General features: G+C 38.0%; 11 protein-coding genes and 3 pseudogenes. 12 read left to right on the top strand and 2 right to left on the bottom strand.

What is annotated here, in order from left to right:
• Nucleotides 1-6 precede the first annotated feature (6 nt).
• The 11 genes and pseudogenes from ftsZ (at nucleotide 7) to HMPREF1514_RS04735 (ending at nucleotide 12,380) form a co-directional block, all read left to right on the top strand.
• Complete coding sequence (gene ftsZ, locus HMPREF1514_RS04780) at nucleotides 7-1,281, top strand: cell division protein FtsZ (RefSeq protein ID WP_037597659.1); 1,275 nt, start codon at nucleotides 7-9, stop codon at nucleotides 1,279-1,281.
• 1 nt (nucleotide 1,282) lies between these two features.
• The gene (locus HMPREF1514_RS04775; protein WP_037597658.1) at nucleotides 1,283-1,954 is read left to right on the top strand and encodes a YggS family pyridoxal phosphate-dependent enzyme; all 672 of its coding nucleotides are present in this window, start codon (nucleotides 1,283-1,285) and stop codon (nucleotides 1,952-1,954) included.
• A gap of 9 nt (nucleotides 1,955-1,963) precedes the next feature.
• Nucleotides 1,964-2,054 (top strand): annotated as a pseudogene (locus HMPREF1514_RS09810) (cell division protein SepF); the annotation flags it as partial.
• Between the two features lie 86 nt (nucleotides 2,055-2,140).
• Nucleotides 2,141-2,506 (top strand): annotated as a pseudogene (locus tag HMPREF1514_RS04770) (cell division protein SepF); the annotation flags it as partial.
• Between the two features lie 4 nt (nucleotides 2,507-2,510).
• The gene (locus HMPREF1514_RS04765) at nucleotides 2,511-2,774 is read left to right on the top strand and encodes a YggT family protein (protein ID WP_003028359.1); all 264 of its coding nucleotides are present in this window, start codon (nucleotides 2,511-2,513) and stop codon (nucleotides 2,772-2,774) included.
• Between the two features lie 4 nt (nucleotides 2,775-2,778).
• Complete coding sequence (locus HMPREF1514_RS04760; RefSeq protein WP_037597656.1) at nucleotides 2,779-3,570, top strand: YlmH family RNA-binding protein; 792 nt, start codon at nucleotides 2,779-2,781, stop codon at nucleotides 3,568-3,570.
• Nucleotides 3,571-3,579: 9 nt separating this feature from the next.
• The gene (locus HMPREF1514_RS04755; protein ID WP_037597655.1) at nucleotides 3,580-4,365 is read left to right on the top strand and encodes a DivIVA domain-containing protein; all 786 of its coding nucleotides are present in this window, start codon (nucleotides 3,580-3,582) and stop codon (nucleotides 4,363-4,365) included.
• Between the two features lie 263 nt (nucleotides 4,366-4,628).
• Complete coding sequence (gene ileS / locus HMPREF1514_RS04750) at nucleotides 4,629-7,421, top strand: isoleucine--tRNA ligase (protein ID WP_037597652.1); 2,793 nt, start codon at nucleotides 4,629-4,631, stop codon at nucleotides 7,419-7,421.
• 481 nt (nucleotides 7,422-7,902) lie between these two features.
• Nucleotides 7,903-9,027: an AI-2E family transporter gene (locus HMPREF1514_RS04745; RefSeq protein ID WP_037597649.1), complete on the top strand. Its 1,125-nt coding sequence runs from the start codon at nucleotides 7,903-7,905 to the stop codon at nucleotides 9,025-9,027.
• Between the two features lie 246 nt (nucleotides 9,028-9,273).
• A complete protein-coding gene (locus tag HMPREF1514_RS04740) occupies nucleotides 9,274-10,923 on the top strand; it encodes a phosphoenolpyruvate carboxykinase (ATP) (protein WP_037597644.1) in 1,650 nt (549 codons plus the stop codon).
• 116 nt (nucleotides 10,924-11,039) lie between these two features.
• Nucleotides 11,040-12,380 (top strand): hemolysin family protein, encoded by a 1,341-nt coding sequence (locus HMPREF1514_RS04735; protein ID WP_037597642.1) that lies wholly within the window; start codon nucleotides 11,040-11,042, stop codon nucleotides 12,378-12,380.
• Nucleotides 12,381-12,415: 35 nt separating this feature from the next.
• On the opposite strand, the pseudogene HMPREF1514_RS04730 reads toward HMPREF1514_RS04735, so the two are convergent.
• Nucleotides 12,416-13,672 (bottom strand): annotated as a pseudogene (locus HMPREF1514_RS04730) (ISL3 family transposase).
• A 184-nt stretch (nucleotides 13,673-13,856) separates the two neighbouring features.
• Nucleotides 13,857-14,570 carry a trehalose operon repressor gene (treR, locus tag HMPREF1514_RS04725; protein WP_037597640.1) on the bottom strand — a complete coding sequence of 238 codons (714 nt, stop codon included), beginning with the start codon at nucleotides 14,568-14,570 and terminating at the stop codon, nucleotides 13,857-13,859.
• Nucleotides 14,571-14,745: 175 nt separating this feature from the next.
• On the opposite strand from treR, the gene treP reads away from it, so the two are divergent.
• The gene (gene treP / locus HMPREF1514_RS04720) at nucleotides 14,746-16,758 is read left to right on the top strand and encodes a PTS system trehalose-specific EIIBC component (protein WP_037597858.1); all 2,013 of its coding nucleotides are present in this window, start codon (nucleotides 14,746-14,748) and stop codon (nucleotides 16,756-16,758) included.
• Nucleotides 16,759-16,816: the final 58 nt, after the last annotated feature.

Here is a 16,816-nt window from a genome sequence, read left to right as displayed (position 1 = left end):
TACATTATGACATTTTCATTTGATACAGCTGCGACACAAGGAGCAGTAATTAAAGTTATTGGTATCGGTGGTGGTGGTGGCAATGCCATTAACCGCATGATTGATGAAGGAGTATCAGGCGTTGAATTTATCGCTGCCAATACAGATGTTCAAGCTCTTAGTGGTTCAAAAGCAGAAACAGTCATTCAGCTTGGTCCAAAGTTGACGCGTGGTCTTGGGGCTGGAGGACAGCCTGAAATCGGTCGTAAAGCGGCTGAAGAAAGCGAAGAAACATTGACAGAAGCTCTTACAGGAGCTGATATGGTTTTTATTACAGCTGGTATGGGCGGTGGCTCTGGTACAGGTGCTGCACCGGTTATTGCTCGTATTGCAAAAGGACTGGGAGCTTTAACAGTTGCAGTTGTCACTCGTCCATTTGGCTTTGAAGGAAGTAAGCGGGGGAATTTTGCAATTGAAGGCATCAATGAACTTCGTGAGCATGTAGATACGCTTCTCATCATTTCAAACAATAATTTGCTTGAAATCGTTGATAAGAAAACCCCTCTGCTTGAAGCTTTAAGCGAGGCAGACAATGTCCTTCGACAAGGTGTGCAAGGAATTACAGACTTGATTACAAGCCCAGGACTTATCAACCTTGACTTTGCTGATGTGAAAACAGTTATGGCAAATAAAGGCGATGCTCTTATGGGAATTGGTATTGGTAGTGGTGAAGAACGTGTTATTGAAGCTGCGCGTAAGGCTATCTATTCACCACTTCTTGAAACAACGATTGATGGAGCAGAAGATGTTATCATAAATGTTACAGGTGGGCTTGATATGACTTTGATTGAAGCAGAAGAAGCATCAGAAATTGTCAATCAGGCAGCTGGTCATGGTGTGAATATCTGGCTAGGAACATCTATTGATGATAGTATGAAAGATGAAATTCGTGTGACAGTTGTTGCAACAGGTGTTCGTCAAGAAAAAATTGATCGAGTAAGTGGTGTTCGCCCAGTTGCTCAACAAAATTCTTATTCAACGGCAGTTCGTGGAAATCGTAATTCTCGAGGAACTCAAGGCTACGATCGTAACTTTGACTTGACTGAAAATCTTGAAGTACCAAAGCCAAGCCATCAACGAGCAGAAAGCCCAAAAGTTTCAGCATTTGGTGACTGGGATTTGCGTCGTGAAAATATTGTTCGTTCAACAGAAACGAATACTACACCAGCTGTAGAACGTTATGAAGATACTAGTTCTGATGACGATGAATTAGAAACACCACCATTCTTTAAAAACCGCTAAAATGGATTTAGAAAAGAATACATCTCAAATTTTGGAGAATGTAGCACAGGCTACACAACAAGTTAATCGCTCAGAAAAATCAGTAGAAGTAATAGCTGTCACCAAATATGTTGACAGCTCTACTGCTAAAAAACTGATTAAAGCAGGGATTCATCATATCGGTGAAAATCGAGTAGATAAGTTTCTAGATAAATATCAGGCTCTACAAGATGAACATGTGATTTGGCACTTAATTGGTACGCTTCAAAGGCGAAAAGTGAAAGATGTCATTAATTATGTTGACTATTTCCATGCCTTAGATTCAGTAAAATTAGCTCAAGAAATCAACAAAAGAGCAGAGCATATCATTAAATGCTTTTTACAAGTCAATATTTCCAAAGAAGCCAGTAAACATGGTTTTACTGTAGAGGAAATTGATACTATTTTACCTGAGCTAGAAAAACTTGAAAAGATTCAGATTGTTGGTTTGATGACAATGGCACCATTTGAAGCGAATGAGGCTGAATTAAATGCTATTTTCCAACAAGCTAATCAATTACAAAAAAGATTACAACGTAAACAGTTACCCAACATGCCTTTTACTGATTTAAGTATGGGAATGAGCCGCGATTATGCAATAGCCATTGCAAATGGTTCGACTTTTGTCAGAATTGGTACCGCATTTTTTAAATAGGAAAGTATTATGTCTCTTAAAGATAGATTTGATAAATTCATTGATTACTTTACAGAAGATGGTGAAGACGCAAGCGTTCAAACGCCAGAGTTGCCACCGCGTGTGAGTAATCAATCTACACCTACCAAAGAAAGACTAGTACATACAGCGAGTAGCTCTTCACAATCTTCTACAAAGTCGGGAGCAAATGAGAACATTACTCGTCTGCATGCACGTCAGCAAGAATTGGCACAACATCGGACAATTTCAGATGACAAAGTGACAATCAATGTTCGTTATCCAAGAAAATATGAAGAAACAACTGAAATTGTTGATTTGTTAATTGTTAATGAAAGCATTTTGATTGATTTTCAATATATGACAGAAGTGCAAGCTCGTCGTTGTTTGGATTATTTGGATGGTGCTCGTTATGTGCTTGCAGGAAATATAAAAAAAGTTGCAAGTACAATGTACCTTTTAACACCAATCAATGTTGTTGTAAATGTTGAGGATTTGAAATTACCTGAGGATTTACAAAGTGGCGAATTTGATTTTGATATGAAACGTAGATAAAAACATGGTTTGGATTGTAAATATACTTTATAATTTGGTAAGAGTGTATTCATTTATTTTAGTGGTGTATGCTCTCTTATCTTGGTTTCCGGGTGCCTATCAAACATCACTTGGTCAGTTGATTTTACGGATAGTAGAGCCTGTTTTGAAACCATTTCAACGTTTCAATTTACAATTTGCTGGTCTTGATTGGACGATTCTTATCGTTATCTTTCTTTTGAATTTGGTTTCTGGCATCATTTTGAATGCTCTTTTGCTTTTAGCTTAAATTCATGAAGAATATTAAACATTTATACCAACATTTTACAGAAGAAGATCGTGAATTTGTTGATAAAAGCTTAGAAAAGATGCAGCGAGTTGAGGATTCTTATTCTTTTGAAGTAACTTCGTTTGTGAATCCACACCAAGTTGAAATTTTACAGAATCTTGGAAATCATTTGCAATTGCAAATATTTTCAAGTTCGGATTATTATACGAGTGAATTGGCTAAAGTCATTATTGCTCCTCTCTACTATGAGTTGCAAGTAAGTGATTTTGAAATAGATCTGTTAGAAATCAGCTATGCGAATAAATTTCACCACTTAACCCATTCGCAAATAATGGGAACAGTGCTGAATCAATTAGGAATTGAGCGCAAAGTTTTTGGTGATATTCTTGTTGCTTCTGGTAGAGCACAAATTATGGTAGATAGAAAATTTACTCAATTTTTCATGGATCATATCTCAAGGATAGCAAAGACATCTGTAAAATTGAAACAAGTAGATTTTTCACAACTGATAGCTGTTCAAGCAGATTCAAAGCTAAGAGATGTGCTTGTTTCTAGTATGCGTTTGGATAAAGTCTTAGCTGCTTCATTTCGTTTGTCACGAAGTGTTGCGACTAAGTTGATAGCAACAAAGCAAGTTAGGGTAAATTATTCTATGTTGGATAATCCTAGTCATCATTTGTTATTAAATGACTTGATTAGTGTACGAGGATATGGAAGAGTAAAAGTTTTAAGAGAAAATGGCTTTTCAAAAAATGGAAAGTACAAATTAACTGTTGAATTATTGTCTAGTAAGTAAGGAGAAAATATGGCTATTACATCATTAGAAATTAAAGATAAAGCTTTTGCTCACAAATTTAGAGGATATGATGTTGACGAAGTAGATGAATTTCTTGACATCATTGTCCAAGATTATGAAGATTTAGTTCGTGTCAATCATGAGCAAGAGTCAAAAATTAAAAATCTGGAAGAACGTTTGACTTACTTTGACGAGATGAAGGATTCCCTTAGCCAGTCTGTATTGATTGCACAAGATACAGCGGAACGTGTGAAACAAGCGGCAAATGACCGTTCTGAAAACATTGTTCATAAAGCTGAGCAAGAAGCCCAACATTTGTTGGATGAGGCAAAATACAAGGCTAATGAAATTCTTCGTCAAGCGACAGATAATGCTAAGAAAGTGGCTGTTGAAACAGAAGAGTTGAAAAATAAAACGCGTGTCTTCCACCAACGTTTAAAATCAACAATTGAAAGTCAATTAAGCATTGTGAATTCTTCAGAATGGGAAGATATTCTTCGTCCAACAGCTACTTACTTGCAAACAAGCGATGAAGCTTTTAAAGAAGTTGTTCAATCAGCTCTAGGGGAAGTTGTTGAGACAGCAGAAGAAGATGAAATTGATCTGACACGTCAATTTTCTCCGGAAGAAATAGAAGAACTACAGCAACGCATTGAAGAAGCAAATCGTGAATTAGCAGAAACACAAGCATATGAAACTTTAGACGAGTCTGTTTTGGGTTTGCATTTAACAAATGATGAGAACTCAACAGAAAACTCAGAAGCTACTTCAACAGAATCAGTAGATATTTTATAAGAAAATGTAAAAACAAGATGCTAACAAAATATTCGCAGCGAGCAGGTGACGGTGAGAGACCTGTAATCCCTTTTGTTAGGATTATCATTTTACAAACTTAGATCTGAAAAACAGTAAGATTTAACGCTTAACTCACGTTACGAGTAAGAGGGATAGGAATATTATTCTTGTCTAAATGAAGGTGGTACCACGAATTTTCGTCCTTTGGATGAATTTGTGGTTTTTTTATTTTAATATGTTACTAATATGAAAAAGGAGAACTTATGAAATTAAAGGAAACTCTTAATCTTGGAAAAACAGCTTTTCCAATGCGTGCTGGTTTGCCGAATAAAGAACCTCTTTGGCAAAAAGAATGGGAAGATGCAAAATTGTATCAACGCCGTCAAGAATTGAATGAAGGAAAACCGCATTTCACACTTCATGATGGACCTCCATATGCCAATGGAAATATCCATGTTGGTCATGCTATGAATAAGATCTCAAAAGATATTATTGTGCGCTCAAAATCAATGTCTGGCTATTATGCACCTTACATTCCAGGGTGGGATACGCATGGTCTTCCAATTGAGCAAGTCCTAGCAAAACAAGGTGTGAAACGAAAAGAAATGGATTTGGCAGAATATTTAAAGCTTTGTCGTGATTATGCACTGAGTCAAGTGGATAAACAACGTGAAGATTTCAAACGCCTAGGTGTCTCAGGTGACTGGGAACATCCATATGTGACTTTGACTCCAGACTATGAAGCTGCTCAAATTCGTGTTTTTGGAGAAATGGCGAAAAAAGGCTATATCTATCGTGGTGCGAAACCAGTTTACTGGTCTTGGTCATCTGAATCAGCCCTTGCTGAAGCAGAGATTGAATACCATGATTTGGTTTCAACTTCACTTTACTACGCCAACAAAGTCAAAGATGGAAAAGGCGTTCTAGATACAGATACTTACATTGTCGTATGGACAACAACTCCATTCACCGTCACAGCTTCTCGTGGGTTGACAGTGGGTGCAGATATTGATTATGTTTTGGTACAGCCAGCAGGTGAAACTCGCAAGTTTATTGTAGCGTCTGAATTGTTGAATAGCTTATCTGAGAAATTTGGCTGGATTGATGTTCAAGTGTTGGCTACTTACCGTGGTCAAGAGTTGAACCACATCGTGACGGAACACCCGTGGGATATTGAAGTAGAAGAACTTGTCATCCTTGGTGACCATGTTACAACAGATTCTGGTACTGGTATTGTCCATACAGCACCAGGCTTTGGTGAGGACGACTATAATGTCGGTGTTGCCAACGGCTTGGAAGTGTTTGTCACTGTTAACGAACGCGGTATCATGATGGAAAATGCTGGTCCTGACTTTGAAGGCCAATTCTATGACAAGGTTGCACCAACTGTTATTGAGAAACTTGGTGACTTGCTCCTTGCTCAAGAAGAAATCTCTCACTCTTACCCATTTGACTGGCGTACGAAAAAACCAATCATCTGGCGTGCCGTACCACAGTGGTTTGCATCTGTATCAAAATTCCGTCAAGAAATCTTGGATGAGATTGAAAAGGTTAAATTCCACTCAGAATGGGGAAAAGTGCGTCTCTACAATATGATTCGTGACCGTGGCGACTGGGTTATCTCTCGTCAACGTGCTTGGGGAGTGCCACTTCCAATCTTCTATGCAGAGGATGGGACACCGATTATGACAGAAGAAACGATTGAGCATGTAGCAGAACTTTTCGCTGTTCATGGTTCGATTGTTTGGTGGCAACGGGAAGCGAAAGACTTACTTCCAGAAGGATTTACTCATCCAGGATCACCGAATGGTATATTCACTAAAGAAACAGATATTATGGATGTGTGGTTTGATTCAGGTTCTTCCTGGAATGGCGTAGTTGTGAATCGCACAGAATTGACTTATCCTGCTGACCTGTATCTTGAAGGGTCAGACCAATATCGTGGTTGGTTTAACTCCTCTCTGATTACTTCTGTTGCAAATCATGGAGTGGCTCCTTATAAACAAATCCTTTCACAAGGGTTTGCTTTGGACGGCAAAGGTGAGAAGATGTCTAAGTCTCTCGGCAACACCATTGCTCCAAGTGATGTTGAAAAACAATTTGGGGCTGAAATCTTGCGTCTTTGGGTGACGAGTGTGGATTCTAGCAACGATGTGCGTATCTCTATGGATATTCTTGGTCAAGTATCTGAAACCTACCGAAAAATCCGTAACACCCTGCGTTTCTTGATTGCTAATACTTCTGATTTTAATCCGAAAGAAGACGCTGTTGCTTACGATGATCTTCGCTCCGTTGATAAATATATGACTGTTCGTTTTAATCAACTTATTAAGACCATTCGTAAAGCTTATGCGGACTTTGAATTTTTAGATATTTATAAAGCAATTGTAAACTTTGTGACAGTTGATTTATCAGCTTTCTATCTTGATTTTGCAAAAGATGTTGTTTACATTGAAGCAGCTAAATCATTAGAACGTCGTCAAATGCAAACCGTCTTTTATGATATTCTAGTAAACATTACAAAATTGTTGACTCCTATTATTCCACATACAGCAGAGGAAATCTGGTCTTACTTAGAGCATGAACCTGAAGAGTTTGTTCAGTTAGCGGAATTGCCAGATGCGCAGACTTTCCCTAATGAGGAAGAACTGTTGGATACTTGGACAGCCTTTATGAACTTCCGCAGTCAAGCTCAAAAAGCTTTGGAAGAAGCACGTAATGAAAAGGTTATTGGAAAATCCTTGGAAGCTCACTTAACGGTTTATCCAAATGAAGTAGTGAGAACACTACTTGAAGCAGTTAATAGCGATGTTGCACAACTTCTCATTGTGTCTAAATTAACAATCGCAGATGAACTAGTTCCTGAAAATGCTGTTGCTTTTGAGGATGTAGCCTTTACAGTAGAGCATGCAGTAGGTCAAGTTTGTGAACGTTGCCGTCGAGTAGATGAAACAGTCACAGAACGTAGCTATCATGCAATTGTTTGTGATCACTGTGCAGAAATTGTTGAAGAACATTTTGCGCAAGTGCTTGCAGAAGGTTTTGAAACGAAATAAAGAGACTGAACACACACTTAGTCTCTGGTCAACATAAAGGAATGAACAATAACAGAAAAGATTAAGCTCAACGTTTTTACTAACTTGGGCTTAGTTTTTTGTATAACGAGAATATTTGAAAGGGAGAAACTATTTACTTTGGTTGTGTTCTAACGGTGACATTTGCTCGCAGTCAAGGACTTGGGTGCAAGTTGATCCGGAGACTTGTGCTGAAAAATGGCTTGAAAGAGAGATTCGGATAGAGGAGCAAGAGTAGGTTGTTGGTTTGTATGAAAAATTTGGGTTTAAATCTATTAGCGAACCCTTTATTCTAGAATCACGAGTCTATGTTATCATGATTTATAAGCAAGCGAGAAAAATGAACTAGTTTTTGGAATTGTGAGATAGAAGTACATCTTTTTAAAAAATAATTTGATTCATTTTTAAAAAAGCACTCATTTTTCCTGGAAAATATGATAGAATAGCTGTTAGGAGGAACTGTATGTTTCATAAAAGTAAGTTATTTTTTTGGACCACCGAAGTCTTACTACTGACAATTATCTTTTTTATCTGGCGACAAATGGAAGGCTTGATTTCCCCCTTTGTGAGTGTTTTAAATACGGTTTTAATTCCTTTTCTTATCGCAGGCTTTTTATATTATGTAACCAATCCATTGGTGAAATTTTTGGAGAAAGAACTGAAAGTTAAGCGGATTTTTGGTGTTTTAATTACCTTGGTGCTTTTGTTTGGGCTTATTACCTTGGGTATCATTTATCTCTTGCCTATTTTAATTACGCAGTTGACCAGTTTGATCAATTCTACTCAGGACGTTTATGAAGGGTTACAAAAGTGGATTAATCAACTTTCTCAGAATGAATTATTTAAAAACTTTAATATTCAATCAATCTTGCGGCAGTTAAATTTATCTTATGTGGATATTTTACAAAATATCCTAAACGGTGTAACTAATAGCTTGGGAAGTGTTGTGTCAGCTGTTTTAAACACGCTTTTAATCTTGATTATGACACCGATTTTCTTGGTTTATTTCTTAATTGATGGAGACAAATTGCTTCCGATGTTGGAAAGAACTGTTCTGAAGCGAGATAAGCTGAATATCAGTAAGCTGTTGACCAATCTAAATGCAACGATTGCACGATATATTAGTGGGATTTCGATTGATGCTTTTATTATAGGAACGTTGGCTTTCATTGGTTATAGCGTCATTGGTTTGAAGTATGCTTTGGTATTTGCTATTTTTTCTGCTATTGCAAATTTAATTCCCTATATTGGGCCAAGTATTGGTTTAATTCCAATGATTATTACCTATTTGATTATGGACCCTCAAAAAATGGTCATTGCTGTTCTTTATATGCTCATTGTGCAACAAATTGATGGTAATATTCTCTACCCACGAATTGTAGGTGGTGTGATGAAGGTGCATCCGATTACCATTATGGTTCTCTTACTTTTGTCGAGTAATATCTATGGGATTGTTGGGATGATTGTAGCGATTCCAACTTATTCCATTCTGAAAGAAATTGCGAAGTTCCTAGCAAATTTATATGATAATCACCGATCAACACAGGAACAAAAGAAAAACGAAGAGTATGGGATTATCAACAAGTAAGAAGGGAAACAAAATCGGTATTGCGAAAGCAATTGATTTTGTCAGCCCACTCTCAACTACTGCGCTTCGTTATAAAAACAATATCTTGTAAGAGTTTGGGAAATTTGTATCCCAGACTTTTTGTTTTAAAGTTATCTGAATTACGTTCCGAGCTGGAAAAGACTTCTTTTTTATAATGCGTTTTATTAAAACTAAAAATGTATTTTTATGCTAAAATAGAACTAATAAGATAGAGGAGGTGCACTTATGGTAACACGTCGTAAATATTCTCCGCAGGAAATAAGAAAAGATTCTTCTTATTTCTCTCCTTTGAAGGCAATCATTGAAACAGCTTTTTATGAAAATCAGGTTGTTGCAATAAAAACCGTAGAAGAAGCTTATCAATTGGCTTCCGCAGCTGCTGGGACAATTGTTTTAGATATGCCCGTGATTCATACGAAGGAACTGGGCTTACCTTCTTATGCTCGTGTTTTATTAACGAATTCTGGCGCAGTTGTTGGTCGAACGGCTAAAGCTCGACGGATTTTTGGTAGAGACAGTGAGGAAGATGAGAAGCTGCTTTCGATAGTACGCAGTGCAATCTATCAGGCTCATCATCGAAAATTTTATAAGGCAGATGCAGTTGTAGGGCTAGATGAAGCCTTTATGGCTTGTGCTCATCTCATGGTTCCTGAAGATGAAATCAACAATCTTTATTCTTGGCTTTTAAACTTTCAAATTTTGGATGAAGAGTTTAAAAATCGTTTGAGAGTTTCTAAAAAGTACGATGAAAATGACATATTTGTCTTTTTCGATCCAAAATGGAAACATCCGGATTATCCTGAAGGATTGGTATATTTTGATACTCAGCACAATTGTGTCATTATTTTGGGTTTAAATTACTTTGGTGAGTTGAAAAAAGCGACTTTAACCTTAGCTTGGGCAACCGCTGCTAGAAATGGATATGTAGCTTGTCACGGCGGCTTGAAAATCTTTAAACAAAAAGAGGCTGAAAAGCAAGACTATGTAGCCTCCTTCTTTGGTTTATCTGGTTCAGGAAAATCCACGCTGACGCATGCCAAACATAATGGAAAATATGATATTAAGGTTTTGCATGATGATGCCTTTATTATTTCTGTCAAAGATGGCTCTTCCATTGCTCTGGAACCGTCCTATTTTGATAAAACGAATGACTATTCCATTGGACATAGGGAGCAGGACTTTTTTGTAACAGTTCAGAATTGTGGTGTGACACTGGATGACAATGGTCTAAAAAAATTGGTAACAGAGGATATTCGAAATGGAAATGGTCGGACAGTTAAGTCTCGTTTTGCAACGCCAAATCGGGTCGATCGAATTGATGAGTCTATCCAAGCTATTTTCTGGATTATGAAAGACGATTCTCTCCCGCCTTTAGTTAAAATCAATGATCCGCTGATGGCTTCTACGATGGGGTGTACATTGATGACCAAGCGTTCCAATGCTGAAAATGTGACTGGTAAGCATGATGATTTGGTTATTGAACCTTATGCTAATCCATTTAGAGTGTATCCGTTGGTAGAAGACTATCGGAAATTTCGCAGCCTTTTTGAATCTGGTGTCGACTGCTATATCATCAATACTGGATTTTATATGGGCAAGGGAATTTCAAAAGAAGTTAGCTTGAATATTATTGAAAAAATTGTTGATGAAGAAGCAGAATTTAAACCATTTGGGCCATTGGAGGGTTTTGAATACATGGAATGTGAAGGGTATCCGATTCCGAATTTTGATGCTCGCTACAAACAATTACTTAGAGAAAGAATGCAAGTACGGCTGAACTTCTTGCTTGCCTTTAATCAAAAATACCCTAAAACGGCACTTCCTGTTGATGCAATTTCACGCTTGGAAACAGTTCTGCAAAATTTAGAAGCCTAAACAATCGATTTTCTTCTTTGCAATCTTCCTTTAAACTTTCTTTTTAACACTCCCTGTGCAAGAAGTCAAAAAGTATGCTATAATTAAGATTACTTATATATGAGGAGAGAACATTCATGGAAGACCCTAGCAGTCAGACCTTGTTACTGCAAGCTTTACTATTATTGGTTTTAACACTATTAAACGCCTTTTTTTCAGCAGCTGAGATGGCGATGGTATCCTTAAACCGTGCTCGTGTGGAACAAAAGGCTGAAGAAGGCGATGCAAAATATATTCGCTTATTGAAAGTCTTGGAAAAACCTAATCACTTTTTATCCACCATTCAAGTTGGAATTACTTTGATTACAATTTTATCAGGGGCTAGTTTGGCTAATACACTCGGTCGGGAAATTGCTTCTTGGATGGGAAATTCTGAGACAGCAAGAGCGATTGCAAGCTTCTTATCTGTTGCTATTTTGACTTATGTTTCTATTGTTTTTGGGGAATTATATCCAAAGAGAATTGCTTTGAATCTCAAAGATGCTCTAGCAGTTCATACAGCACCAGTTATCATTTTCTTAGGGAAAATTGTTGGTCCCTTTGTTTGGCTTTTATCAGCCTCCACTAATCTGCTTAGTCGGATAACGCCGATGACCTTTGACGATGCTGATGAGAAAATGACTCGTGATGAGATTGAATATATGCTAACGAATAGTGAAGAAACCCTGGATGCTGATGAGATTGAAATGTTGCAAGGAATTTTTTCACTAGATGAGATGATGGCGCGTGAAGTGATGGTTCCTCGTACAGATGCTTTTATGGTGGACATCAATGATGATACCAAGGAAATTATTGAAAGCATTTTGAAGCAGAACTTTTCACGGATTCCGGTTTATGATGATGATAAAGACAATGTTATTGGACTGATTCACACCAAGCGTCTATTAAATGAGGCTTTTACCAATGGTTTTGATAACATTGTGCTGCGAAAAATTTTACAAGAACCACTCTTTGTACCAGAAACCATCTTTGTAGATGACTTGTTGACAGAGTTGCGAAACACCCAAAATCAAATGGCAATATTGCTAGATGAATATGGTGGTATGTCTGGCTTAGTAACACTTGAAGACTTATTGGAAGAGATTGTTGGCGAGATAGATGATGAAACAGATAAGGCTGAAGTAGAAGTGTATCAGGTTTCTGAGCATACTTACTTTGTCCTTGGAACCATGAGTTTGAATGATTTTAATGAGTATTTTGAAGTGGAACTGGAAAGTGATGATGTTGATACGATTGCTGGTTATTATCTGACGGGCGTTGGCTCCATACCGGATGCTAAGGAACGTTTGAGTTATGAAGTAGAAAGTCAGAATAAAAAGCTCGTTTTAACCAATGATAAAGTGAAAAATGGACGTGTGACAAAGCTCAAAGTAGAAGTTTCTGAAATAGTAGAAGAAGAGGAAGAAGTTGAGAAATAATGGCTCTTTGTCAACTGTAGTGGGTTGATGAAAAGTTACAACCTGGAGAGGACTGAATTTGCCCTCTCCTTTTTGATGTTCAAAGCAATAAGGATTCTAGTTTTAAAGTTATCAAAGTTCCGGAATCCAAAAGCATTTCGCTTGATAACTTTGATGATGTTGTTAGTAGCCTCCAGTTTTGCATTAGAATAGGGTAATTCCAGAGCGTTCATGATCTTGTCCTTATCTTTCAAAAAAGTCTTAAAAACAGTCTGAAAAATAGGATTAACACAAGAAATTGTCTCTTCAATAAGGCCAAAGAAATGATCAGCTTGTTTCTCTTGAAAATGAAAGAGTAAGAGCTGATAGAGGTCATAGTGCTCTCGAAGTTCTTGAGAGTATGCAAGGAGTTTTTCTAGAATCTCTCTATTGGTCAAGTGCATGCGAAAAGTAGGGCGATAAAATCGTTTATCGCTGAGTTTCCGGCTATCTTGTTGGATGAGTTTCCAGTAGCGTTTCAGTACCTTATATTCGTGCGATTTTCGATCCAACTGATTCATGATTTGGATGCGAAGACGGTTCATAGCCCGGCTGAGATGTTGTACAATGTGAAAGCGATCAAGGATGATTTTAGCGTTTGGAAATAGTTTTCTAGCAATATCGTAGTAGGGACTAAACATGTCCATGGTAATGACTTTCACGCGGCTTCTCACCTGTCTAGAATAACGAAAGAAATGTTTGCGAATAGTCACCTGTGTCCGCCCATCTAGGATAGTTATGATTTGTCTTGAATCGAAATCCTGAGCAATGAAGTTCATCTTGTCTTTCTTGAAACTATATTCATCCTAAGACATGTGAGTTGGAAGGAAAGATAAATCTGTCTTGAATTTGAATTCTTTCAATTTACGAATGACGGTGGAAGTAGATACAGATAAACTTTCAGCGATGGTAGTCATAGGGACTTTCTCGATCAATTTTTGTGTGATTTTCTGCTTGACGATAGTTGCGATTTGGTGATTTTTCTTGACTAAGGAAGTCTCAGCGACAGCCATTCTCCCACAGACTTTACAATGAAAACGGCGCTTTCTCAATCGAATGAGAGTCTTGAATCCCGCACACTCTAGATAGGGAATTTTTGATTCTTTCTGGAAGTCATATTTAGCCATTTGTCCTTGGCAGTGAGGACATTTAGGTGCTGGATAATCTAGCTTAGCAATGATTTCTTTATGCGTTCCAGCATCTAGAACATCCAAAATAGTGATGTTAAGGTCTTTTATTCCGAGTAAGTTTGTGATAAAATTTAATTGTTCCATAAGATTCTTTCTAATGATGGTTTGGTCACTTTTCATTATAGGTCTTATGGGACTTTTTTTCTACAACAAAATAGGCTCCATAATTCCTAAAGTGGTTTTACCCACTACAGAAATTATAGAGCCGAAATAATCTCAGCTTCTTTTAGTTTTTTTAAGTTGTGAAAGTGGTATTTCTGAGGGGTAGTTAGCGTTTTTGTCGCTTAGCAAAGTCAATAAAACGGAATTTTTCCAGTTTATGGCGGCTATCTGTGAATTGGAATTGCTGTCCATCTGTAAGATAGACTTTGGATTTAACAGAAACGACGTGTTGATCATTTTCAATGTCCATCAAAATTTTATCGCGGTTTGTAGCTAGATCAATTGTGATTTCTTTTTGGGCATAAGCAATGTGCAGCCCTAATTTTCCTTCTAGATAAGCATAAATCGATTGTTCTGCTATTTCTCGAGTCATGGAAGAGACAAGGCTCTTATCAAGGTAATCAATATCTAAGACGGAAGCGACGTCATCGACTACTCTCTGGCGGACAATTCGCCATACCAGACGGTATTCAGGAAAGCCTGTGAGATTGGATAACTTTTTATCAACCGTGATTTTTTCTAACTGAATGACATTTGTTTTAGAATTTATCCCATGCTGTTGCACGAGTTCTTGGTAACTAGTCAGATTGGAGACAGGAAAGTCAATCTGTTCTTGTTTAGTAACTTTAGAGCCCTGCCCTTTCAGTTTTTGGATAAGACCAGCTTTTTGAAGTAAATCAAGTGACTTGCGAATGGTATCACGGCTGACTTTGTAGGTTTGGACGAGTTCATGCTCGCTAGGGAGATAATCATTAACTTGATATTTTTCATTTAGAATATCTTGTTCTATGAGTTTAAAAATTTGTTCATATTTCTTCATAATCCCCTCACTTGTTTGTTTTTTATCATACAACTATATTAATTTTATCAAAAATATGAGGAATATGCTGCACACAACTTGCATACATCTTTGCTATCGTTTACAATAAAAACATCAATTGTACAATGATGAAAAAAAGAAGGAGAGTGTTAGGTTGATCCTAGCCAAGCAGAAAATGGGAAAATTTGAGAAAGATGCCAAGATTTTATTAGATGCCATTGGTGGCAAAGAGAATATCTCCGCAGTTAGCCATTGTGCGACTCGGATGCGTTTTGTGCTAGCTGATGAGAAGAAAGCAGATGTAAAAGCGATCGAAGCCATTCCGGCGGTTAAAGGAACCTTTACAAATGCAGGGCAATTTCAGGTTATTATTGGAAATGATGTTCCGATTTTTTACAATGACTTCACAGCTGTATCAGGGATTGAAGGTGTTTCAAAAGAAGCAGCAAAAGCCGCTGCTAAGAGCAATCAAAATCCAGTGCAGCGTGTGATGACAATGTTGGCGGAAATTTTCACCCCAATCATTCCAGCGATTATCGTTGGGGGGCTGATTCTAGGATTCCGTAATATTTTGGAAGGTGTGCAAATTCAAGCTCTGGGGCAAAAGATCGTTGATGGTGTAGCACAGTATGCTAAAGATGGGACACCAGTTTATAATACGATTGTGGATGTTTCACAGTTTTGGGGTGGTGTTAACTCTTTCTTGTGGCTTCCTGGTGAAGCGATTTTCCACTTTTTACCAGTTGGAATTGTTTGGTCGGTTTCTCGTAAGATGGGAACTAGTCAGATTCTTGGGATTGTCTTGGGAATCTGTTTGGTATCTCCGCAATTGCTCAATGCTTACTCAGTAGCTGGTACGCCAGCTTCAGAAATTGCCAAAAAATGGGTTTGGGATTTTGGCTTCTTTACCGTCAGAAAGATTGGTTACCAAGCACAAGTTATTCCTGCCCTACTTGCAGGCCTGTCTCTTTCCTATCTTGAAATTTTCTGGCGGAAACGGATTCCAGAAGTTGTATCCATGATTTTTGTGCCTTTCTTATCATTAATTCCGGCATTGATTTTAGCTCATACAGTTCTTGGACCTATCGGTTGGACACTTGGGCAATGGTTGTCAACAGCAGTGCTTGCAGGGTTGACTGGTCCCGTTAAATGGCTCTTTGGTGCGATATTTGGTGCTCTCTATGCTCCGTTTGTTATCACTGGTTTGCATCATATGACCAATGCTATTGATACACAGCTCGTTGCCGATACAGGTGGCACAGCTCTATGGCCAATGATTGCTTTGTCAAATATCGCCCAAGGGTCAGCTGTATTTGCTTATTATCTGATGAATCGTCGTAGTGAACGTGAAGCACAGATTTCCCTACCTGCAACAATTTCTGCCTATCTTGGAGTCACAGAACCGGCACTATTTGGAGTTAATGTGAAATATGTTTATCCATTTGTGGCAGGGATGATTGGTTCTTCTATTGCAGGCCTCTTGTCTGTAACATTTAATGTTACAGCAAATGCTATCGGAATCGGTGGGATTCCGGGTATCTTGTCTATTCAAGCGAAATACATGCTGCCATTCTTCTTTGTCATGCTGGTGGCTATTGCAGTACCGATGATTTTGACGTTCTTCTTCCGTAAGACAGGTGTGTTTACAAAAGCAGAAGATGAAAGTGTCAAATCACCGCAAATTGAAGCCATTGACGAAGCAAAAGAAGCAGCTCCAAAAGTGGATTTTGCAGAAATTGCTAGCCCACTTGCTGGAGAAGTGAAAGAATTAAGCCAAGCAACTGATCCTGTTTTTGCACAAGGTGTCATGGGACAAGGTGTAGTAATTGAACCGAGCGAAGGTGAACTTGTTGCACCAGTGAATGGTGTTGTGTCAGTTCTTTTCCCAACCAAACATGCTGTAGGAATCGTTTCTGATGAAGGTGTCGAGTTATTGATGCATGTCGGTATGGATACGGTGAATTTAGAAGGAAAAGGCTTCGAAGCTCATGTGGCTCAAGGAGATAAAGTTAGTGTGGGAGATAAGTTGATTTCTTTTGACATGTCAGCAATTAAAGAAGCAGGTTATGTGACAGAAACGCCGGTGATTATCACCAACCAAGATCAATTTCAGGCAGATGAACGTGGTCAACTTCCACGGATGATTGAACTTGGTGATAAGCTCATGACGGCTACACGAATTGGCTAACATTCGTCGCAGGTAGACTGAGCTAGGTGAATGAATAACTGAACAAAGTATAGTCTGC

The sequence above is a fragment of the Streptococcus sp. AS20 genome, from assembly GCF_000524255.1.
Classification (GTDB): Bacteria; Bacillota; Bacilli; order Lactobacillales; family Streptococcaceae; genus Streptococcus; species Streptococcus constellatus.
This window is presented reverse-complemented; position numbering and strand designations above follow the sequence as displayed.